The 22,368-nt window shown below is 33.9% G+C and carries 21 protein-coding genes, 2 tRNA genes and 1 riboswitch; of the genes, 22 read left to right on the forward strand and 1 reads right to left on the reverse strand.

Annotation, left to right across the window (positions count from 1 at the left end):
• Positions 1-13 precede the first annotated feature (13 nt).
• The 11 genes from serS (at position 14) to LQ677_RS11570 (ending at position 11,670) form a co-directional block, all read left to right on the forward strand.
• Complete coding sequence (gene serS, locus LQ677_RS11520; protein WP_239748867.1) at positions 14-1,291, forward strand: serine--tRNA ligase; 1,278 nt, start codon at positions 14-16, stop codon at positions 1,289-1,291.
• Positions 1,292-1,416: 125 nt separating this feature from the next.
• On the forward strand, positions 1,417-1,932 hold the full coding sequence (locus LQ677_RS11525) for a YceI family protein (RefSeq protein ID WP_025906249.1): 516 nt from the start codon (positions 1,417-1,419) through the stop codon (positions 1,930-1,932).
• Positions 1,933-2,436: 504 nt separating this feature from the next.
• The gene (locus LQ677_RS11530; protein ID WP_162841900.1) at positions 2,437-3,081 is read left to right on the forward strand and encodes an AzlC family ABC transporter permease; all 645 of its coding nucleotides are present in this window, start codon (positions 2,437-2,439) and stop codon (positions 3,079-3,081) included.
• Positions 3,078-3,404: an AzlD domain-containing protein gene (locus LQ677_RS11535; protein ID WP_037589489.1), complete on the forward strand. Its 327-nt coding sequence runs from the start codon at positions 3,078-3,080 to the stop codon at positions 3,402-3,404. Before LQ677_RS11530 ends, LQ677_RS11535 begins: the two co-directional genes overlap by 4 nt.
• Positions 3,405-3,470: 66 nt before the next feature.
• Positions 3,471-3,572: riboswitch (SAM riboswitch) on the forward strand.
• A gap of 70 nt (positions 3,573-3,642) precedes the next feature.
• Positions 3,643-4,611, forward strand: coding sequence for a homoserine O-acetyltransferase MetX (metX, locus tag LQ677_RS11540; protein WP_037589503.1), 969 nt, complete (start codon positions 3,643-3,645; stop codon positions 4,609-4,611).
• A gap of 60 nt (positions 4,612-4,671) precedes the next feature.
• A complete protein-coding gene (locus LQ677_RS11545) occupies positions 4,672-5,610 on the forward strand; it encodes a DUF2232 domain-containing protein (RefSeq protein ID WP_239748868.1) in 939 nt (312 codons plus the stop codon).
• Between the two features lie 14 nt (positions 5,611-5,624).
• On the forward strand, positions 5,625-7,589 hold the full coding sequence (locus tag LQ677_RS11550; RefSeq protein ID WP_037589491.1) for a DHH family phosphoesterase: 1,965 nt from the start codon (positions 5,625-5,627) through the stop codon (positions 7,587-7,589).
• Entirely contained in the window at positions 7,589-8,035 is a 447-nt protein-coding gene (gene rplI / locus LQ677_RS11555) for a 50S ribosomal protein L9 (RefSeq protein ID WP_037589493.1), read from the forward strand. The genes LQ677_RS11550 and rplI overlap by 1 nt, the downstream gene beginning before the upstream one ends.
• A gap of 99 nt (positions 8,036-8,134) precedes the next feature.
• Positions 8,135-9,535 (forward strand): replicative DNA helicase, encoded by a 1,401-nt coding sequence (gene dnaB / locus LQ677_RS11560; RefSeq protein WP_025906258.1) that lies wholly within the window; start codon positions 8,135-8,137, stop codon positions 9,533-9,535.
• 286 nt (positions 9,536-9,821) lie between these two features.
• Positions 9,822-11,108 carry an adenylosuccinate synthase gene (locus LQ677_RS11565; RefSeq protein WP_037589494.1) on the forward strand — a complete coding sequence of 429 codons (1,287 nt, stop codon included), beginning with the start codon at positions 9,822-9,824 and terminating at the stop codon, positions 11,106-11,108.
• A 388-nt stretch (positions 11,109-11,496) separates the two neighbouring features.
• On the forward strand, positions 11,497-11,670 hold the full coding sequence (locus tag LQ677_RS11570) for a hypothetical protein (RefSeq protein WP_239705802.1): 174 nt from the start codon (positions 11,497-11,499) through the stop codon (positions 11,668-11,670).
• Positions 11,671-12,299: 629 nt separating this feature from the next.
• Here LQ677_RS11570 and LQ677_RS11575 read toward each other — a convergent pair.
• Positions 12,300-13,184 carry a YitT family protein gene (locus tag LQ677_RS11575; RefSeq protein WP_025906261.1) on the reverse strand — a complete coding sequence of 295 codons (885 nt, stop codon included), beginning with the start codon at positions 13,182-13,184 and terminating at the stop codon, positions 12,300-12,302.
• Positions 13,185-13,291: 107 nt separating this feature from the next.
• Between LQ677_RS11575 and LQ677_RS11580 the strand changes: the two genes are divergently transcribed.
• From LQ677_RS11580 to LQ677_RS11625, 11 genes are all read left to right on the forward strand, one after another.
• Positions 13,292-13,366 (forward strand) — tRNA-Glu (locus LQ677_RS11580).
• A gap of 18 nt (positions 13,367-13,384) precedes the next feature.
• Positions 13,385-13,457, forward strand: a tRNA-Asp gene (locus tag LQ677_RS11585).
• A 167-nt stretch (positions 13,458-13,624) separates the two neighbouring features.
• Positions 13,625-14,326 carry a response regulator YycF gene (gene yycF, locus LQ677_RS11590; protein ID WP_025906262.1) on the forward strand — a complete coding sequence of 234 codons (702 nt, stop codon included), beginning with the start codon at positions 13,625-13,627 and terminating at the stop codon, positions 14,324-14,326.
• A gap of 9 nt (positions 14,327-14,335) precedes the next feature.
• Positions 14,336-16,177: a cell wall metabolism sensor histidine kinase WalK gene (gene walK, locus LQ677_RS11595; RefSeq protein ID WP_037589684.1), complete on the forward strand. Its 1,842-nt coding sequence runs from the start codon at positions 14,336-14,338 to the stop codon at positions 16,175-16,177.
• Entirely contained in the window at positions 16,170-17,492 is a 1,323-nt protein-coding gene (locus LQ677_RS11600; protein ID WP_239748869.1) for a YycH family regulatory protein, read from the forward strand. Before walK ends, LQ677_RS11600 begins: the two co-directional genes overlap by 8 nt.
• Complete coding sequence (locus LQ677_RS11605) at positions 17,492-18,283, forward strand: two-component system regulatory protein YycI (RefSeq protein WP_204188935.1); 792 nt, start codon at positions 17,492-17,494, stop codon at positions 18,281-18,283. The genes LQ677_RS11600 and LQ677_RS11605 overlap by 1 nt, the downstream gene beginning before the upstream one ends.
• A gap of 40 nt (positions 18,284-18,323) precedes the next feature.
• Complete coding sequence (locus LQ677_RS11610) at positions 18,324-19,106, forward strand: MBL fold metallo-hydrolase (protein ID WP_239748870.1); 783 nt, start codon at positions 18,324-18,326, stop codon at positions 19,104-19,106.
• Between the two features lie 293 nt (positions 19,107-19,399).
• Positions 19,400-19,879, forward strand: coding sequence for a 23S rRNA (pseudouridine(1915)-N(3))-methyltransferase RlmH (gene rlmH / locus LQ677_RS11615; RefSeq protein WP_025906271.1), 480 nt, complete (start codon positions 19,400-19,402; stop codon positions 19,877-19,879).
• 161 nt (positions 19,880-20,040) lie between these two features.
• Positions 20,041-20,169, forward strand: a complete 129-nt coding sequence (locus tag LQ677_RS14735; protein ID WP_275583286.1) for a hypothetical protein — start codon at positions 20,041-20,043, stop codon at positions 20,167-20,169.
• Between the two features lie 697 nt (positions 20,170-20,866).
• Complete coding sequence (locus LQ677_RS11620; protein ID WP_239740194.1) at positions 20,867-21,517, forward strand: nucleotidyltransferase family protein; 651 nt, start codon at positions 20,867-20,869, stop codon at positions 21,515-21,517.
• Between the two features lie 6 nt (positions 21,518-21,523).
• Positions 21,524-22,273, forward strand: a complete 750-nt coding sequence (locus tag LQ677_RS11625) for a Panacea domain-containing protein (protein ID WP_239728050.1) — start codon at positions 21,524-21,526, stop codon at positions 22,271-22,273.
• Positions 22,274-22,368: the final 95 nt, after the last annotated feature.

The raw sequence follows: 22,368 nt of genomic DNA on the forward strand, positions 1-22,368 counted from the left end.
GGGAGGAAATATTATGTTAGACATTAGATTAATTAGGTCTGAACCGGAATTTGTTAAAGATAAAGTAGCTAAAAGAGGTGACGATCCAAAGGTCATCGATGAAATTTTAGAATTAGACAAAAAGCGCCGTGAACTCATCGCTCAAACAGAAGAACTTAAATCACGTCGTAATAAAGTAAGCGGGGAAATTGCGCAGAAGAAACGCAATAAAGAAAATGCAGACGATGTTATTTTAGAAATGCGTCAAGTTGGCGATCAAATTAAAGAAATCGACCAAAATTTAAATCAATTAAATGAAGATGTTACGTACAAATTAGTAAGAATTCCTAATTTAATTAGTGATGAAACACCAGTTGGTAAAGATGAAGATGATAATGTAGAAGTACGTAAATGGGGTACACCACGTCAATTTGATTTTGAATCTAAAGCGCACTGGGACTTAGTTGAAAGTCTTAAAATGGCAGACTTTGAAAGAGCTGCTAAAGTATCAGGTGCACGCTTCGTATTCTTAACAGGACAAGGTGCACAACTTGAAAGAGCACTTATGAACTTCATGGTAACGATGCATACAACGCAACATGGTTATACTGAAATGATGGTACCTCAACTTGTAAACGCAGATTCTATGTTTGGTACAAGCCAATTACCTAAATTTGAAGAAGATTTATTCAAAGTAGAAAAAGAAGGCTTATATACAATTCCAACAGCTGAAGTACCTTTAACAAACTTCTATCGTGATGAAGTGTTACAAGATGAACAATTCCCAATTAAATTTACAGGACAATCTGCATGTTTCAGAAGTGAAGCAGGATCAGCAGGTAGAGATACAAGAGGTTTAATTAGATTACACCAATTTAACAAAGTTGAAATGGTGAGATATGAAAGACCTGAAGATTCATTTAAAGCACTAGAAGAATTAACACAACACGCTGAAAATATTTTACAAGCTTTAGAATTACCATACAGAACTGTGAATTTATGTACAGGAGATATTGGATTTGGAAGCTCTAAAACATATGATATAGAAGTATGGCTACCAAGTTACAATGATTATAAAGAAATCAGCTCATGTTCAAATATGACAGATTTCCAAGCACGAAGAGCAAATATTAGATTTAAACGAAACAAAGATGCGAAACCAGAATACGTACACACACTAAACGGAAGTGGTTTAGCAGTAGGTCGTACATTTGCTGCAATCGTTGAAAACTACCAAAACGAAGACGGTACAATCACTGTACCTGAAGTATTAGTACCATTTATGGGTGGCTTAAAAACAATTAAATTATAAATGAGTTAAATCTCTCAAAAAGGGTAATCATATATTGGTTACTCTTTTTTTTGATTTAATGCTTGAATATACTTTTTATATTTGATATACTAAGTATACAAAATAAATAAAGGGAGTTTTGACACATGACAAATTTCAATTTTGACAAAGCACACAGTAGTTTAGAATTTACAGTAAAACATTTAATGGTATCTCGCGTTAAAGGTACTTTTGAAGATTATAACGTAGAAGTATCAGGAGATATCAATGACCTTTCTACATTAAAAGCAACAGTTACAATAAAAGCAGATTCAATTAACACTAAAAACGCTGACCGTGACGCTCACTTAAAATCAGCTGACTTCTTTAGTGCAGATGAAAACCCAAATATTACATTTGAAACAAAATCAATCAGTGAAGATTCAATTACAGGTGATTTAACAATCGCTGGCGTAACACACGAAGAAACATTTGACGTTGATTTCAACGGCGTAAGTAAAAACCCATTAAACGGTGAAACAGTAACAGGTTTCGCAGTAACTGGTAAAATCGACCGTGAAAAATACGGCGTATCATTTAACCAAGCATTAGAAACTGGTGGCGTAATGATCGGTAGAGATGTTAAATTCGAAGCAAGTGCAGAATTCGGTTTAAGTGAATAATTTAGATAGATAATCAAACAGCAGAAATTCATTCAATTGAATTTCTGTTGTTTTTTATATGGTTTGAGATATGAATATAAGTGCACGAAGACTGAGAGATACCATGCGCTAGGGTACAAAATAAGGGCGTAACGCACGAAGACTGAGAGATATCGTGCGCTGAGGTACGAAATCAGGGCATAACGCACGAAGACTGAGAGATATCGTGCGCTAAGGTATAAAATAAGGGCATAACGCACGAAGACTTGACCACCTAAATCAAAATGATCAATCAAATATCAAATTATTTAATTATTTTCCGAATATTTAATCAAGTGTTATTGATAAAGTAATATAGGTATGATAAAACTAATACATATTAAAATTCTTTAGAGGTAAGTGAGACTGAGGTTAGACAAACGTTAGACTTACCTTTATCTATAGATTGGAGGCATCGTTGTGACAAGTACGAGTATTACGAATAAAGGTTTGTTTCTTCAAGGTGTGAAAGACTGTATACCTACTATGCTTGGGTACTTTAGTGTTGCGCTAGCGTTTGGTATTGTCGGTATTTCATCTGGTTTATCTATTTTGGAAATTGCATTGTTGTCTATTTTTGTCTATGCGGGTGCTGCTCAATTTATTATATGTGCGTTGGTCGCCATCCACTCCCCTATTTCAGCAATTCTATTGACGGTATTTTTTGTTAACTCAAGAATGTTTCTTCAAAGTTTAGCTTTAGTCCCAGCATTTAAAGGTAATGGTTTCTGGTCGAATGTAGGAATAGGTACACTTGTAACGGATGAGTCATTTGGTGTTGCGATTACGAAATATGCGAAAGAGAAATCGCTCAATGCGACTTGGATGCATGGTTTAAATATTTCAGCTTATTTATTATGGATTGTGACATCTATTATTGGTGGTTTAGTCGGTAACTTAATACCTAAACCTGAAATGTTTGGCCTCGATTATGCTTTAACAGCGATGTTTATATTTTTATTGATTGCTCAGTTTGAAACGATACATAAAAGCAAAGTCTTAGTATATCTTTATTTAATTTTATTAACGATTGTATGCATGCTTATTCTGACATTATTTATGCCAACTTATTTATCTATTATTGTGTCGACAATTATTGCTTCTGTCGTAGGGGTGGTGTTTGATAAATGAGTATATCGATGTATTTAATTTTAATTACGTTAAGTTGTTTCGTTTTAACTTGGATTATCCGTGTTTCTCCATTTGTATTGTTATCAAAAGCGGATTTACCTGAAAGTGTGATCAAGTGGTTACAATATGTGCCGGTATGTCTCTTTACGGCATTAATACTAGAAGGCATGTTGAATCAAGAAGGCAATGCTGGATTTACGCTTAATTTTGAGAGCATTATTGTCGCGATACCAACGATTCTAATAGCGCTCATATTTAGAAGTTTAACGATTACAGTTATAGCCGGTATGTTTATTATGGCGATTGTGAGATTAGTCTTTTAATTTCATTCGTTAACTTATTGAAAGAAATGCTCATTTCTAGTATTCTTAATATAAATTACATAGCAAAGCTTATTCAGAGAAGTTGAGGGAATTGGCCCGACGACACTTCAGCAACCGGTCATAACAGATACGGTGCTACTACCAACGAGTATACTCGCATAATAAGGATGATGAGGACTTCTTACTTCTTTGACGAGTAAGAAGTCTTTCAATTTAAATAAGAGGGGGTTTTAATGTGATTATTTCTCGAGAAACAGGCATAGTAGATCTTGGACATTTTGAAACAGAATCTGGTGAAGTGATTGATAACTTGAAACTTCAATATGAGTATGTGGGTTATAAAGGCCAGCCACTCGTTGTAGTTTGTCATGCGTTAACTGGCAACCATTTAACATATGGTGATGATGAGCATGCAGGTTGGTGGCGTGAAATTATAGATGGCGGTTACCTTTCAATTAATGATTATCAATTTATAACATTTAATGTAATTGGCAGTCCTTATGGATCAAGTTCAAGATTGAATACACCTAATTTCCCGGAACATTTGACGATGAGAGATGTTGCGAGAGCAAATATATTAGGATTGAAACAATTTGGTTACGAAAAAATAGACGTATTAATTGGCGGCTCTTTAGGTGGAATGCAAACGTTAGAAATGCTTTATGACGGTTCGTTTGAAGTGAAAAAAGCAGTCATATTAGCTGCGACAGAGAAGACTTCATCATATAGTAGAGCATTTAATGAAATTGCTAGGCAAGTTATTCATATGAACGGACAAGATGGTTTGAGCATCGCAAGACAACTTGGCTTTTTAACGTATCGTTCAAGTAAAGATTACGAATCAAGATTCTCTGCAGATGATGTTGTAAGCTACCAAAAATATCAAGGCAATAAATTTAAAGAAGCATTCGATAAAGACTGCTATTTAACATTGTTAGATGTATTAGACAGTCATGACATATTTAGAGGACGAGATGATGTTGAAGAGCGTCTACGTCAATTAGAAACGAAAGTATTAACGTTAGGATTTGCGGATGATTTATTATATCCAGATGACCAAGTGAGAGCTTTAGGTCGATTCTTTAAATATCATAGACATTTCTATGTACAAGACAACGTTGGCCATGATGGATTTTTATTGAATTTTGGAGATTGGGCGCCTAACGTTTATCATTTCTTAAAATTATATAAATTTAAAGCACGCTGATATCAACTTAAAAGTCACCTACATTGTTTTAAAGGATAAAAATCTGTAAAATAGAGAAAGATGTTTAATTTAGATTGGGAAGTGAAAAATTTGTCTTTTAAAGTCGATATAAAAGCGACAATCATAGCAACACTTGTACTAGTTCTAAGTGCCGCTATTATAAACTTTGTACCATTATTAGCAATATTGATCATACCATTTATTACGATACCAGGAACGATTCTTTGGTATCGCTCTAAACCGTCCTTTTTTGTGACGGTTGTCATAACGTTATGTGCAACTGTTTTATTTAATCATGTATTCTTATTAACTGCCATGACACTTGTTATTTTTATGAGTGTATTTATTGGGCAGTTACTTATTGAGCGTACATCTAAAGAACGTATGTTGTACTTAGTGACAGCATTTATGAGTATTTTGACGATAGGTAGTGTGTTAATTTTACAAATTACGGGAAACTTACCTTTAACAAGCAAATTCTTTAGCCAGTATCATGATGTATTACTGTCGTATTTCCAAATGGGTGGCAATATAACAACTGAAATCGAAGAATCATTACAAGTTTCATTAGAAATATTACAAGCGAGCATTCCTGGGTATATAGTATTATGGGTATTCTTATTAGTGCTTGTGAATTTAGTTGTGACGTTTCCGATTTTAAGAAAATTCAAAGTCGCAACACCAGTGTTCAGACCATTATTTATGTGGCAAATCAATAGAAGCGTAGCATTTGTTTTTGTGATTACAGTGCTCGTGAGTTTGTTTGTCACACAAGACAATGTCGTGGCGTATGGCATAGTCACTAACTTACAATTTGTGTTAGAATGGGTTATATTTATACAAGCATTATCGTTGTTCCATTTATTTGTAAAAGTTAAAAAATTACCAATTATAGTAGGTGTCATCATCTTTGTAATGGCATTTATATTTAAACCGTTTGCGTACTTATTCGGATTAATGGACATTTGGTTTAACTTGAAACAACGTATAAAAAAGTAAATTGAGGTGAGTTTATGAACCGTCAATCTGTTAAAAAAGCCCTAATATTTCCGTACATTATTATGATGATATTAGCTTTGGTGCTAGTCGTATTCAGTTTTTTTAATTCAATATTTTGGGCGATTATTTCGACGGTTGCTACGATAATTCTAATTGCAGTAAGCATATTTTTTGTTAGACAGAGCTTTTTGAAATTAGATTTATATATTGGGAGTTTAGCCGGTAGAATTACGAAAAGTAAAACAAGTGCAGTCAGTGACTTACCAATAGGCGTCATATTATTAGACAAAAATGATCATATCGAATGGATTAATAATTTTGCTAATAAACGATTAGAACGAGACGTTTTAGACGAACCAATTAACGAAGTATTTCCAAATATCTTAAAAAGATTAGAAAATACTTCAGAAGTAGAGATTGAAGAAGGATCATACAAATATAAAGTCACTTATACTGAAGATGAGCAGTCTATTTATCTGTTTGATATTACTGAATCTTCCCGTGTATATGAATTATATGAAAATGAAAAACCAATCATAGCAACTATTTTCTTAGATAACTTTGATGAAATTACGCAGAATATGAATGACTCTCAACGTTCAGAAATTAATAGTTTGATTACAAGCGTTATAGATGACTGGTCATCACGTTATCAACTGTTTATTAAACGTTATAGTGCTGATCAATTTATCGCGTTATTAAACAAGAGTATATTAGAAGATATCGAAACGTTGAAGTTCAACTTATTAGATGATTTAAGAGATAAGACAAGAGAAATCGGTCACCAATTAACACTGAGTATCGGTATTGGTGAAGGTAGTGAGAACTTAATTGAGCTAGGTGAACTATCACAATCAAGTTTAGACTTAGCGCTCGGCCGTGGTGGCGACCAAGTAGCCATTAAAAATAGTAACGGTAACGTGAGATTCTACGGCGGTAAGACTGACCCGATGGAAAAAAGAACGAGAGTACGTGCACGTGTGATATCTCATGCGTTGCGAGATATCTTAATTGAAGGTGACAAAGTGATCATTATGGGTCATAAATCACCAGATATGGACGCAATCGGCGCAGCAATCGGTGTATCACGTATTGCGAAGATGAACAATCTTGAATCATATATTGTATTAAACGATTCGGATATTGATAGTACATTAGAACGTGTGATGGCTGAAATAGACGAGAAGCCTGATTTGAAAGAAAGATTTATTACATCAGAAGAAGCTTGGCATGAAATGACACCACGTACAACACTCGTTGTCGTGGATACACATAAACCTGAACTTGTAATCGATGAGAACTTGCTTAATAAAGCAAATAGAAAAGTCGTTATTGACCATCATCGTCGAGGCGAAAGTATTATCTCAAGTCCATTACTTGTGTATATGGAACCTTATGCAAGTTCGACAGCTGAGCTTGTTACAGAGTTGTTAGAATACCAACCAACAGAACATCGTTTAACGAGAATCGAATCAACGATTATGTTAGCCGGTATTATTGTGGATACACGTAACTTTACATTAAGAACAGGATCAAGAACATTTGATGCTGCGAGCTTTTTAAGAAGTCATGGTGCAGATACGATTCTTTGTCAGCACTTCTTAAAAGATGATATCGATACGTATATTAAACGTTCAGACTTAATTAAGACAGTTAAATTATTCCGCGGTGGTGTCGCAATTGCGCATGGTGAAGATCATGAAACATATCACCCTGTTACAGTTGCACAAGCAGCAGATGAGTTGCTTGGCTTAGAAGGTGTAGAAGCATCTTATGTAGTAGCACGAAGATCAGAAGATACAATTGGTATTTCTGCTCGTTCGTTAGGAGAAGTAAACGTACAATTAACGATGGAAGCACTCGGTGGAGGCGGCCACTTATCCAATGCTGCAACACAAATTAAAAATACAACAGTAGAAAAAGCAATCGAAGCATTAGTTGAGGTTGTTGAATCAGATGATAAAGGAGTGGAAGAATAATGAAAGTTATTTTCACACAAGATGTTAAAGGTAAAGGTAAAAAAGGTGAAGTGAAAGACGTACCAGTAGGATATGGTCAAAACTATTTAATCAAAAATAATTATGCTGTAGAAGCAACACCTGGAAACCTCAAACAATTAGAACAACAAAACAAACGTCAAGAAGAATTAAAACAACAAGAAATAGAAGATGCTAAAGCACTTGCGGAAAAACTTAAAGAATTAGAAGTTAAAATTCCAGCTAAAACAGGTGAAGGCGGTAAATTATTCGGATCAGTAAGTACGAAACAAATTACGCAAGCATTAGATAAACAACACAAAATCAAAGTTGATAAACGTAAAATGGACTTACCAAATGGTATTCACAGTTTAGGTTATACAAATGTACCAATTAAACTACACAACAAAGTTTCTGGTACATTAAAAGTACATGTTGTTGAAGAATAAAGGCATCAATAAAATGGTCGGTATTTGATTTACCGACCTATTTTAATGCGTTATAATAAAAATTATTAAAAATGGAAAGGAGTAATCAGTATGGATGGTATGGATAATATGATGAACCCAAAACAAATGCCCCATAGTATAGAGGCTGAACAATCTGTTATCGGTGCAATCTTGATTGATCCTGAACTGATTAACTCAACAGGTGAAACATTAATACCTGAAGCTTTCTATCGTGCAAATCATCAACACATATTTAGAGCGATGTTAATGCTAAATGAACAGAATAAAGAAATTGACTCTGTTACATTGATGGACCAGTTGGCTGCAGAATCATTATTAGAAGAAGCAGGCGGTCCAGCCTATTTAGCAGAATTAGCAAATAATGTCCCAACAACAAGAAACATACATTTCTACATAGATATTGTGTTTAAACATGCAGTGAAACGCCAACTCATTCGTGTGGCGGATAGTATTGCTGAAGATGGGTATAATCCTGAACTTGATTTAGAATCATTGTTAGGAGATGCAGAAAAGAGAATTTTAGAGATTTCTGCTTCAAGAGGTACGGAAGGCTTCAAAGATATTAAAGATGTATTAAGTATTGTGTTTGATAATGCTGAACAGCTCGATCAAAATAACGGACAAACACCAGGTATACCAACTGGTTATCGAGATTTAGACCAAATGACAGCAGGATTTAACCGAAATGATTTAATCATTATTGCGGCACGTCCATCAGTAGGTAAGACTGCCTTCGCATTAAATATCGCACAACAAGTTGCAACGCATCAAGACTTGTATTCAGTTGGGATTTTCTCTTTAGAGATGGGTGCCGATCAACTTGCTACACGTATGATATGTAGTACAGGAAATGTCGATTCAAATAGATTGCGTACAGGTTCAATGACTGAAGAAGACTGGAGCAGGTTTACAGTTGCAGTAGGTAAACTATCAAGAACGAAAATATTTATCGATGATACACCAGGTATTCGAATTACGGATATTCGTGCTAAATGTCGTAGGCTCAAACAAGAACATGGATTAGATATGATCATGATTGACTACTTACAATTAATTCAAGGTAGTGGATCTCGTAGTTCAGATAATAGACAACAAGAAGTATCTGAAATCTCTCGTATGCTTAAAGCAATCGCAAGAGAATTAGAATGTCCCGTTATTGCGTTAAGTCAGTTATCTCGTGGTGTTGAACAACGACAAGATAAGAGACCAATGATGAGTGATATTCGTGAATCAGGTTCGATTGAGCAAGATGCGGATATTGTTGCCTTCTTATATAGAGATGACTATTACTCAAGAGGCGGCGAAGATGAAGATGGAGAAGCGGTCGATGCAGGTGCACAAGACGAGAATGGTGAAATTGAAATCATTATCGCTAAACAACGTAACGGCCCAACAGGAACCGTTAAACTACACTTCATGAAACAATATAACAAATTCACCGATATTGACTATCAACATGCCGGAATGGAATTTGGATAAAAAAAGTTTTTAAGATAAAAGACGTACATTTATTGTATACTATGCAAAAATGTACGTCTTTTGTTTTGTGTAAAGTAACACTTATGTGCTTAAGTTTGTGTTTTTGAAAATGAATAAAATGGTTGTAATCCTTTTAAATACTGTGGTTAAGGTGTTTTTTAGCAATTCTAGGGTGAATAGGAAATGTAATTTGACACTCGTAATTAATGTTCGTTTTTAGTTTGCAATTTAAGGATAGTACTGATAGAATACTTAATGGTTAATGAGAAAAAGCGGAGGTGCTCACATGTCATCAATCGTAGTCGTTGGGACGCAATGGGGAGACGAAGGTAAAGGTAAAATTACAGATTTCTTAGCAGAGGATGCAAACGTTATTGCACGTTTTTCAGGTGGTAACAATGCAGGTCACACAATTAAATTTGATGGAGAAACTTACAAATTGCATTTAGTACCATCAGGTATTTTTTATCAAGAGAAATCAAGTGTTATCGGTAACGGTGTAGTTGTTGATCCAGTAGCTTTATTGAAAGAATTAGATGCTTTAAATGAACGCGGAGTTGCAACAGACAATTTAAGAATTTCAAACCGTGCGCAAGTCATCTTACCATATCATCTTAAACAAGATGAATTAGAAGAAGAAAAACGCGGTGACAACAAAATTGGTACAACTAAAAAAGGTATCGGTCCAGCTTATGTAGATAAAGCACAACGTATCGGTATCCGTATGGCTGATTTATTAGATAAAGAAACTTTTGAAAAACGCTTAAAAGAAAATCTTGAATATAAAAATGAATTATTCGAAAAAATGTTCAACGCTGAAGGTTTCACTTTTGAAGAAATTTTTGAAACTTACTATGCAGCTGGACAACGTTTGAAAGAATATGTAACAGACACAGCTAAATTATTAGATGATGCTTTCGTAAACAATGAAAAAGTATTATTCGAAGGTGCTCAAGGTGTGATGTTAGATATCGACCACGGTACATATCCATTCGTTACTTCAAGTAATCCAATTGCAGGTAACGTTACAGTAGGTGGCGGTGTTGGTCCAACATACGTATCTAAAGTAATTGGTGTATGTAAAGCTTATACATCTCGTGTAGGAGACGGTCCATTCCCAACAGAATTATTTGATGAAGATGGTCACCATATCCGTGAAGTAGGTCGTGAATACGGTACAACAACTGGAAGACCACGTCGTGTAGGTTGGTTTGACTCAGTAGTTCTACGTCACTCACGCCGTGTAAGTGGTATTACAGATTTATCAATCAACTCAATTGACGTATTAACAGGATTAAAAACAGTTAAAATCTGTACAGCATACGAAATTGACGGTGTTGAAATCACTGAATACCCAGCAAACTTAAACGAATTAGAACGTTGTAAACCAATCTTTGAAGAACTACCAGGTTGGGAAGAAGACATCACAGGATGCCGTTCATTAGAAGAATTACCAGATAACGCACGCCGTTATTTAGAACGCATCTCTGAATTATGTAACGTTAAAATTTCTATCTTCTCAGTAGGACCAGATAGAAACCAAACAAACCTATTAGAAAACTTATGGGACTAATAAAATAAAGAGAAACCAGCAGATACGTAGCGTATCTGCTGGTTTTTTCATATTGGGGGAAGGTGTTGTGTGGTTTGGAGTGAGTTGAGGTGATGAGTTGGTTGGGGGGTGTTGAGCGTTGATATAAGGTGATGAGGGGTGAGTTGGGTTGGGGTGGACAGGATTGTTTAGAGTTGGGTTGGGAAAGCGGACGAGATTGGGGGCAGATGTGAGTTAAAGGCGGAATAAACTCACGAGATGGTTGAAGATGTGAGTTAAAGAGGCAGTAAACTCACGAGATCGTAAAAATTTTAGAAGTAAAAAGTAGAAATACTGTTTATACTAGCGAATTTAAATTATCTGTTTTAAAATTTAGACAAGATAATAAACAAAAGGAGGATCTCAAACTATGACTAAAAAACGATCTAAATCAGATAATAAAAATTTACCTTTAAATGAAAATGAACGCGAAGAACTTGAAAGACTTAGAAAAGAAAATGAGACGTTAAAGGAAGGTATAGCCTATCAAAAAAAGTTACAGGCCTTGACTGATATATATGGAAGCAACAATCAGAAAAAATAAAGGTCATTAAGGGCTACATGAAACATATAATATACTCATTAAGGTTTATATTTTTAAGTTCTGTTCAAAGTCATGGCTTAAGTACTGAATAAAGCCAAGAGATCGCCCAAGTCATGGCTTAAGTCCTGAATAAAGCCAAGAGATTGTCTAAGTCTTAGCTTAACGTCTGAATAAAGCCAAGAGATTGTCTAAGTCTTAGCTTAACGTCTGAATAAAGCCAAGAGATTGGCCGAGTCATGGCTTAAGTCCTGAATAAAGCCAAGAGATCGCCCGAGTCTTGGCTTAACTACCAAATAAAGCCAAGAGATGTCCCAAGTCATGGCTTAAGTCCTGAATAAAGCCAAGAGATCGCCTATCAACCCCATCTTGAACCCAATCCTCACCCCCATACATACCCGACCATCCTCAACAATCCTCACCCCCATACATCCTCGGACACCCTCAACAAACTCACCCATCCCCACCTCATCCCCAACAAAAAAAGCATAAAAACTTATCATTTCAAGGTTGTCTACCAACTGCGCTCTAGACACTAACTTAATCAGTCTACTTAATTAAGACTGTCCGCAATCATAGACTTCTATCTGTACTTTGAAATCATAAATTCTTATGCTTGTTACTGTGATTGATTAATGTATTTCTCTTTTCTTAAAGCGTCCGCCTTTTACTTCGCTCACGTCACCGATTGATAGGAATGCGGTGTTATCTATTTCTGTTACGATATCTTTTAGTTTGGATTCTTCTAATCGTGTGATGACACAGAATACGACTTTTTTATCTTCGCCTGTATATGCGCCTTCTCCATTCAGATATGTCACACCTCTACCGAGTCGGTCATTGATGGCTTCTCCGATATCTCTATATGTATCGCTAATGATCCATACAGCTTTTGATTCATCAAATCCTTGAACGGTTACGTCAATCATCTTAGCAGCTATAAAATAAGCAATAACGGAAAACATCGCTGATTCCCAATTGAATACAAATCCTGCAGCTGTAAATATGAAGAAGTTAATCAACATAACGATTTCGCCTACTGAAAATGGTGCTTTACTACTGATTAAGATTGCACTGATTTCAGAACCGTCTAAAGATCCACCATATCGTATTACGAGACCTACGCCTAAACCAATAATTGCGCCTCCAAAGATCGTTACTAAAAATGCTTCTTTAATAAAAGGATCAAAATGATGTAAGTAGGCTGTTGTAATAGATAATATTGTAATTGCGTAAATTGTAGAAATCGTGAATGTCTTACCAATCTGCTTGTATCCTAAAAAGAAAAACGGAATATTTAGTAGAAAGATAAATAATCCAAGCTTTAAATTGGTGAGATGACTCAAAATAATTGCGATACCGACAATGCCACCATCTAGTAAATTGTTAGGAACTAAAAATAATTCTAACCCTACCCCCATTAATATACTGCCGATGGTGATAAATATGAATCGTTTGAGGATTTCTCCTTTACGTAATTTACGATGTCCTTTTCTAATAACTTGTGCTTGTTCCATATTATCATCCCTTTTTAGTACTTCTATATTTATTATATAAAAAATTTAAAATAAAATCTTGTCTTCTGTATATTAGTCATGCTATAATCAATCTTGTGTTAAACAGAGGCCCCTTGGTCAAGCGGTTAAGACACCGCCCTTTCACGGCGGTAACACGGGTTCGAATCCCGTAGGGGTCACCATCTCAATTTTATACATAAGGTCCCGTGGTGTAGCGGTTAACATGCCTGCCTGTCACGCAGGAGATCGCGGGTTCGATTCCCGTCGGGACCGCTTTTAATGCTTATCGTAATAACGATAAGCATTTTTTTGTTGTTCAATCATAGATTAACGTCAAACAATAGAATTAATAGACAAATAGTGTTAAATTATAGTATAGGATATCATGCACAATTGTGTGCTTAGAGATACTTATTTTCAAAAAGAAATGAGGTAAATGTATGGCTAGAAAAATAGTAGTCGTTGATGATGAAAAACCAATTGCAGATATACTTGAATTTAATTTAAAAAAAGAAGGTTATGATGTTTATTGCGCATATGACGGTAATGACGCAGTAGATTTGATATATGCAGAAGAACCAGACATCGTATTATTAGATATTATGCTACCTGGTAGAGATGGTATGGAAGTTTGTAGAGAGGTTCGTAAGAAATTTGAAATGCCAATCATTATGTTAACAGCTAAAGACTCAGAAATTGATAAAGTTCTAGGGTTAGAGTTAGGTGCAGATGATTATGTGACGAAGCCTTTTTCAACACGTGAATTAATCGCACGAGTGAAAGCAAACTTACGTAGACATTATTCTCAACCAACACAAACTGAAGACGAAGAAACAAATGAAATCGTCATTAAAGATATTACGGTATACCCTGATGCATATTCAATTAAAAAACGTGGTGTCGATATCGAATTGACACACCGTGAATTTGAATTGTTTCATTATTTAGCAAAACATATTGGACAAGTTATGACGCGTGAACACTTACTCCAAACTGTATGGGGTTATGATTATTTTGGAGATGTACGTACAGTCGATGTTACGATACGTCGTCTACGTGAGAAAATCGAAGACGATGCATCACACCCAGAATATATTGTGACGCGTAGAGGTGTGGGTTATTTCCTACAAACACAAGAGTAGGCTGATATTATGAATTGGCTAAAGAAGTTTCAGTCCTTACACATTAAACTTGTCGTTATTTATGTTTTATTAATCATTATTGGTATGCAAATTATTGGATTATATTTTACAAATAGTCTTGAGAAAGAGCTGACACGTAACTTCAAGACAAATATTGAACAACACGTGAAACAGATTAATTACAACATAAAGAAAACGTACAACTCAGAAGATCCAAATCGGAACTTCCAAAAAGAAATACAAAATATATTAGATGATTATGCCAATAGAACTGAAATTGATGAGATTAAGTTTATTGATCAAGATCAAATTATTGTGGCAACATCTAAAGCTACGAATCAAAATACCGTCAATCAAAAAGTAAACGATAGCTCTGTACAAAAGGCGTTATCATTAGGAAAAGCTAATGATAAAATCGTTTTAAAAAATGATTCATCCGATAGTAATAGAGTATGGATCAAAAATAAACCTGTTGAATACGAAGGTGAAGTTGTTGGAGATATATATGTTGAGTCAGATATTGATTCTGTTTACGAACAGTTAAACAACATTAACCAAATCTTCATCATCGGTACAGCAATCTCATTATTGATCACAATCGTGCTCGGTTTCTTCATTGCGAGAACGATTACGAAACCTATATCAGACATGCGTAACCAAACGTTAGAGATGTCTAAAGGTAACTATACGCAGCGCGTTAAGATATACGGAAATGACGAAATCGGTGAACTTGCGCTGTCATTTAATAACTTATCTAAACGTGTACAAGAAGCACAAGCGAATACGGAAAGTGAAAAGCGTCGTCTAGACTCGGTTATCACGCATATGAGCGATGGTGTCCTTGCCACGGATAGACGCGGTCGCGTACGTATTATTAATGAAATGGCACTTAAAATGTTAGGTCTAGAACGTGCCGATGTAGAAGCGAAACATATATTAGATATTCTAAATATTGATGATGATTATTCATTAGATGACTTACAAGAGAATAATGATAGTTTCATTATTGATATTAATAGTGAAGAAGGCATTATTGCGCGTGTTAACTTCAGTACAATCATTCAAGATACAGGCTTTATCAATGGTTATATTGCCGTATTACATGATGTTACGGAGCAACACATTTTAGAAAATGAACGTCGCGAATTTGTTGCGAATGTTTCACATGAATTGCGTACGCCGTTAACATCTATGAGAAGTTATATAGAAGCATTAGAAGAAGGTGCTTGGCGTGATCCTGAAGTTGCACCGACATTCTTAAATGTTACACGTGAAGAAACAGACCGTATGATTCGTCTTGTGAATGACTTATTACAACTTTCTAAAATGGACAGTTCAAGTGATCAAATGAACTCTGAATTGATTGATTTTAATATGTTTATTAACAAAATCATTAACAGGCACGAAATGTCGCAAGGTAAGAACGTGACATTCATTAGAGATATACCTGTTAAAGGTTTATTCGTTGAAATTGATCCAGATAAGATGACACAAGTGTTTGATAACGTCATTACAAATGCGATTAAATACTCACAAGAATCTCATAAACGTGTAGAGTTTCATGTGAAACAAAATACTTTATATAACCGAATGACAATACAAATTAAAGATAATGGTATCGGTATTCCAGTGAATAAAGTAGATAAAATCTTTGATCGTTTCTACAGAGTAGATAAAGCGAGAGCACGTAAAATGGGTGGTACAGGTTTAGGTTTAGCCATCACTAAAGAAATCGTAGAAGCGCATAAAGGTAGAATATGGGCGAGCAGTAAAGAAGGTCAAGGTACATCCATCTATATAACATTGCCATGTGAAGTCATGGAAGATGAGTTTGGTGATTGGGATGCGTAATAGAGAACTGATTAAATCTGCTATCCTCATAATCCTTGTGCTTATCAGTGTGTTTATGACATACCGCGTATGGACATTTACACCTGAACTGACAGATTTAGAAACAGATGTGAATACAGAAACACCTTCTATTGGACCTAAAATTAGTAAGCCTATTGATAGTGTGATTATGCCGTTTAGAATGATTAATCGAAATGGCACGGACGTGAAAGGGACGTCTAACGTGAAAGACATCAAGAAGATTACTGACCAATTGTTGAGTAAAGAAGTGAAGAAAGTTGATATTCTAAGCAGTGAGTCAGTCGTTCAACTTGAAGATTTATCTGAACGATATACGATTTTAGACTTCCCTGATAGCATCCCGAGTGAAATGTACTTAAACCAAGTATTAGGTATGAATATAAACTATTATCCTAATATTAATTTTGATCGAATTCTTGTAGATACGAAATCAACGAAAGAAGCTGTTGTGTATCTTTTAAGTGAGAATAAGCAAAAGGCTGTTAAACTACAGACCAATATTAAAAGCACGCAATTTGATAAGGTGAATAAAGAAGCAGCACCAGATTTGAAGCCTTATACAGGCATGATTACAAATGAAACGACTACGAATGAAATCTACCAAATTTATGCACCAGAGAATGCAGATAATATGAATATTTACCGTTACGTTTCTAACAAAATATCCGTATCTGAATTAAATGATGTTATTCTCGGTGATTCGGTGATTGCGCGTAGTAATGAACATAACGTTTCGACGTATAACAACAATACGGGGATTTCTACCGTGAACGAAGCGAAACAAACATATCGTTATACGAATTTATCAGAAGATGAAAATCGTCAAAAAGATATGGCAAAATCAATTACAAATTCATTTAAATTTATTAATGAACATGCAGGTTATACAGATGAATTCCGTCTGTTTAGTACAGATCAAAAGTCTGGTAAAATAGACTATCAAATGTTCTTAAATAATTACCCAGTGTTTAATGATGATAAGTTATCATCTATAGAAGCGGTGTGGGGTAGAGATACGATTAATGAATACAATCGCGGTCTTATTACAACAGGAGTAGCCGTACCGTCTAAAAAAGAAGCGGATAAATTACCTTCATCAGAAGAAGTCAGATTTAGCCTAGCTTCTAATGGTTCGATTGATTTTAACAAAGTTACGAATATAGCAATTGGCTATGATTTATCATTACCAAAAGACGAAATTAATAACTTACAAGACACGATTGAATTTACACCGAAATGGTATGTGAAATATGACGGTGAATGGAAAAGGTACGAGAATGGAGGGCTTTCTTAATGGATTGGAAACATGCTAAGTCACTCTTCATCATTGTGTTTATTCTCATTAATATAGGATTGGTCGTTGTCTACTTTAATAAAGTAAATAATTCTATCGTTCAAGAATCAAACGCACAATCAGATGTTAATTTTGCTAAAGAAGGCATAGACATCCCGCAGTTACCAGAATATCGAGATAAGAAGATGCAAGCCATAACAGGTAGTAGTAAATCGTTCGATTCAGATGAGCTTGAAGGTGTTTATTCATTAAGTGAAAAAGACACGAAAATCAATAAAGATATTGATGCAGATTTAGATAAAGATAGTAAACAGTCATCATTTAAGAGCTTCATTAACAAAGATGCTTTTAAAGGTAAAGATTATGAATATAAAAAGAATAACACAGATAAAAACAAAGTCGTCTATGAACAAAACTATGAAGGTTTACCAATACTCAACAACAACAAAGGACAAATTGTCATAGATATGGATAATGGTAAAGCTAAGTCATATACCCAAACGTATTTAGACAAACTTAAACCAGGTAATGGCGACAACAACAATAAACGTACGATAGCAGATGCTAAGACAGCTTTAGAGACATTGTATTACAACACGTACCTTAAAAAAGGTGATAAAGTAGAGTCTGTAAGGTTAGGCTACTACAGTGTCGTTAAAGAAATAGGCGGACAAGTACTTGTACCGTCATGGGAAGTTAAAATAAAATCCGAAAAAGACGGTAAAACAGAAACGAAGACATTGTATATCGATGCTATTAAACCAGAATCTACCGTCTTAGAAGAATCGTAAGAGAAGCAGTAATTAAAGGAGATGAACACTTGTGATCGCAATGAGCGTACTCGCAAGTGGCAGTACAGGAAATGCCACTTATATAGAATCAGATAAAGGAAGCCTACTTGTCGATGCTGGCTTAACAGGAAAGAAAATAGAAGGTCTCTTTCAACAAATTGACCGTAACATCAGCGACTTAGAAGGTATCTTAGTAACCCACGAACATATCGATCACATAAAAGGGTTAGGTGTACTCGCAAGAAAGTATAAACTACCTATCTATGCGAACAAGAAGACATGGCAAATGATAGAAGCTAAAGATAAAAACATACCACTAGATCAAAAGTTCCATTTCGAACCATATGAAACAAAGACTTTAGCAGGTATGGATATCGAATCATTTAGTGTGTCACATGACGCAATAGACCCACAGTTCTATATCTTTAACAACGACTATAAAAAGTTAACGATGATTACAGATACAGGCTACGTATCAGACCGAATGAAAGGCATGATACACGGAAGTGATGCCTTTGTATTCGAAAGTAATCACGATGTGGATATGTTAAGAATGGGTAAATATCCATGGAAGACGAAACAACGTATATTAAGCGACATGGGTCACGTATCTAACGAAGATGCAGCATATGCAATGTGTGATGTGATAACAGGAAGTACGAAACGTATCTATCTGTCACACTTAAGCCAAGACAACAACATGAAAGATTTAGCAAGAATGAGCGTTGGACAAGTATTAAACGAACATGATATTGATACAAATAAAGAAGTCATTTTATGTGATACAGACAAAGAAAAAGCAACACCCATATACTACATTTAAAAAAGATATCCCCAATTATAGAGTTGGGGATATCTTTTTAGTTTGTGCACATATATACCCACAGTTATACACAAATGTCCACAAACTGTGAATAATATAGGTAGTTATCCACTATTTTATCCACAATGTATATAAATCCGTGGATAAATCATAATAAAATGTATAAAAATAAACGACTTAATATTTAGAAAACGTACAAAAAATTAAAATTGTTGATATAATAATAAAGAAAACTGTGCATAAGTTAATAAAATGTGGATAACTTTTAACAAGATGAATAAAGGTGGATAAAAATGAAGATAACAATCATAACGGTAGGTAAACTAAAAGAGAAATACTGGAAACAAGCCGTAGATGAATATAACAAACGCTTAGGTGCATATACAAAGACAGAACTCATCGAAGTAGCAGACGAAAAAGCACCAGATAATATGAGCGATAAAGATATAGAGATAGTGAAAGAAAAAGAAGCGGACAGAATCATGTCTAAAATCAAACAAGACAGTTATGTCATTACCCTGGAAATACAAGGGAAGATGTTAACAAGCGAAGGACTCAGTAAAGAAATCGATAACCTCATGACAAGAGGCAATTCACACATCACATTTATCATCGGCGGATCAAATGGATTGCATCAAAAAGTATTACAACGCAGCAACTACGCCCTATCATTCAGCAAAATGACCTTCCCACACCAAATGATGAAAGTCATCCTGATGGAACAAGTATATCGCGCGTTCAAGATCATGCGTGGAGAAGCGTATCACAAATAAAACTAAAAAATATGAGTAAGTAGATGAAGAGTGTAAATCAGATTAATTATAATAATGAATCAAATCTAAAGAGAGTAGAGACTAATTCTTCATTAGTTTAAATATAGTAATTTGTCGGAAATAGGTATAAAAAAATTAAAATTAGAAAGGGTAATAGTGTCATGGGAATAAAGCTTAATAAACATCACCGATTATTAGATGTTTCAGATGATTTATTGTATTTATCTCAAAGAGATAACGAAAAAGTAGCTGAGGACAACATGGACTTTAATTATGAATTGAAAAACTAAAACGTATTATATCTAAGATGGAAGATGAAACGATTACAACATCTTGTCGTTTATATGTTATATAAATATTTTAGAAAAACGGAATATATTTGCTTTAGTTTAAAAAGTATAATAATAAAATACTCCGTAACTTACCCTGTTCCTATATGTGATGGAGTATTTTTTTGTATAATTTAAAATGAACGAATTAATTCAAATATTGACAGATACATTACTGGTTATGCAACTCATAAAGTAACAGGAATTAGACAATATGTTATATCAGAACTTAGAACAGGTAAAAGCAATTTAAATAACTTATCTCTTAATTAGGTTGAGAAGTTGTAATATTTCAAATAAAGTGTTTAAAGTCAGAGTATGATTAAGACATTCCAAAAGCCTTCTCACTTATAGAAAATCAACAAAAACTTGATGATTAAACAGATGTACAAAGAAGATATATTACACAAACTGGATTTAACTTTGAGGATTATATTAATAGTTTAGACAATAACAAGTGTACTTAAATGAATAGAGAGGTACTATATATTCTCTACAATCTAAATAAGAATTATAAAGTGAAAGAAATCTATTCGCTGAATTTGAACTTACGTATATATTAAGGTTTATATTAAATCGTGATCCTAAATTTTAAATTTTGTTTACAAAAAATTATACTAAAGGTATATTAATTATATATTAATCTAAAGGTGAAAAAATGTATCAATTAAATTGCAACCACATTGGAGAACTCATAAATGTTTTAAAACATCATCAACATATACATTCTTTAGAGTTTTTTAGAAAGTATAAAAAACCTTTTAACTTAAACAAAAAAAGAGTTGATGATATACTTAGTTCAAATGGAGATGAAATTATTTTAGATTTTGCATTTGAAGATTATATAAATAATTATTGTCGTAAATTATTATTTAAACAATTGGTCATAGTCCAAGAATTAAAGCAAAAAGATATTCATTTATCATCATCAAGACTAAAACAACCTCAATCAAGATTATCTAAATTGATGACATATCGTTTTGAAAAAAATGAAAAAGGAAAAATACCAATAAATAAATGCCTGAATGATTTATTCGGGGTAAGATTTATTTGTAAATTTGATGATTTAGAGCAAGCATTAGAAATTTTATCTAATTATTTTTCTAATGAAAAGCGTATTAAATTTATTAAGAAAGATAATTATGGTTATAAAGCAATACATATTTATATATATGGTGAAAATAATTCGTATTTTCCTTGGGAAATTCAGATATGGAATTATAAAGACGAGGAATCTAATAAAATTTCGCACTCTAAACATAAACAAGGTTATCTAGAGTGGACTAAAACTTTGAATAAGCAGAGGTGATTAAAAATGTATGAACATTTTGTAATAATTACACCCTATCATAAATTAGGGCATAGAATTGGTTGGCATAAAGTATTGGATAATGATAAAGATTATAAAGAAGTAAATGATGTTTTAGAAAAAGTAGTGAAAAAAGTAGGTGATTTAAAAGTATCATCTCATGTAATTTCAACTGATTCGAGAAATGTCCAGTCAATCAAAGATAAAGATAGTTTCTTTCATGATGTAGCTTTTTTTGAAGACGAACTTCAGTTTATTGATATGTACAAAAATGAAATAGAATTAACAGCAGGTGATGTAGCTAAATTTATTTTGAGCGTTGGAGAAAATATAACACATTTGAAATTACAAAAGCTATTATATTTGTGCTATGAAGATTTTATGAAGCTCACTGGTACTAGTCTATTTAAAGATAAAATATATGCGTATAAATACGGTCCAGTCGTAAAAAGTGTTTATGATATGTATTCAGATAAGGGCTATAGTAAATTAGATTTTAAGGAAGATGATAGTGTCTTTCTTTCAAAAATTGATATGCTAATTAAACCATCTTATAGTAGAATATTGTTTTCTGAAGCAGGATCTGGTGCTTTAAAATCAATATTAGATACTTTAGAAAAATTCATTGAATTTTCAGCTCGTGACTTAGTAGACTACACTCATCAAAATGGTACTGCATGGTCAAAAGTTTATAAAGAAAATATTTTCAACATAGAAATAACTGATGAAGTCATAGAACAGAGTTTATCTTATTAAAAAGCCCCACCTTAATGAAGTGGGACCCCAAAATTAATACGGAATTTTAATTTTTGGGTGGGCGTGATTTATGTGGGTTTTTTTTTTTTTATATA

Origin of the sequence: Mammaliicoccus sp. Q-M61 (assembly GCF_022386055.1) — a bacterium.
Classification (GTDB): domain Bacteria; phylum Bacillota; class Bacilli; order Staphylococcales; family Staphylococcaceae; genus Mammaliicoccus; species Mammaliicoccus sciuri_A.